General features: G+C 35.1%; 2 pseudogenes. Both read left to right on the forward strand.

Annotated features, from left to right (window positions below):
• Positions 1-275: pseudogene (locus ACFIKY_RS09110) on the forward strand (hypothetical protein); the annotation flags it as partial.
• Positions 272-793 (forward strand): annotated as a pseudogene (locus ACFIKY_RS09115) (hypothetical protein); the annotation flags it as partial. The pseudogenes ACFIKY_RS09110 and ACFIKY_RS09115, both read left to right, overlap by 4 nt.

Below are 793 nucleotides of genomic sequence, written 5' to 3' on the forward strand. Positions count from 1 at the left end.
TAAAAACAAATGATAAAGAAGATAAGTTTACATCTTTATTGGTTAGTCTTCTACAAAGGAATGGCTACGGTGTAATTTATACAGATCAACCAGAAAAACATAAAAACACGGGTATAAATTTAACCTACAAAGTGATGCCCTTGGATCAAGGTATAGTATTGGTGGCACAATATGGTTTAACTGAAATAACGCGTCATTATGTTCGTTTAAAAACTGGAAATATTGTACCGGCCGCTCCTTTTATTGCTCGTGTAGATGATGGGGGTAAAGGGTGAAAAACGATCAAAAAAGTAGTCCTTCTGAATCTCCTGATTTTTTTTCTGTAAAACCCAAAGGACGAGGTGTACGGCGGTTAAACAATATACCTTTTATAGGTGCTATAGGTATCATTTTTTTTGCTCTGCTTGGTATTACATATACTTTTATGTTGCGACAGCAATCTAATAATGTTGTCTTAGAAAACAAAAAAAAATTATTTGTGGATGAAACACCGTTGCCAATTCGTCCAGAGGGTGATGATTATGTTCAAGCAAAATTACCAGAGATCTTACCAGCACAGTCAACCAAACCAATTGAAACTAAGAAGTTGCTAACAAAAGATCCAGAACAAAAGCCGCTCGATGAAACTGTAGATGAAGAAGATGAAACACAAAAGAGATTATTAACACATATTGTAGAGAGGCGTTTTGCTAAAATGGAGGCTGCTTTAGATTCTGATCCTATGGTTTCTTTTACAATTAATTCAAAGATGCAAAATCAGTCTCAAGTTCAAGATACAGATCCGCAAAAAGCA

This window comes from Bartonella sp. CR127HXZ, assembly GCF_042194555.1.
Lineage (GTDB): Bacteria > Pseudomonadota > Alphaproteobacteria > Rhizobiales > Rhizobiaceae > Bartonella > Bartonella grahamii.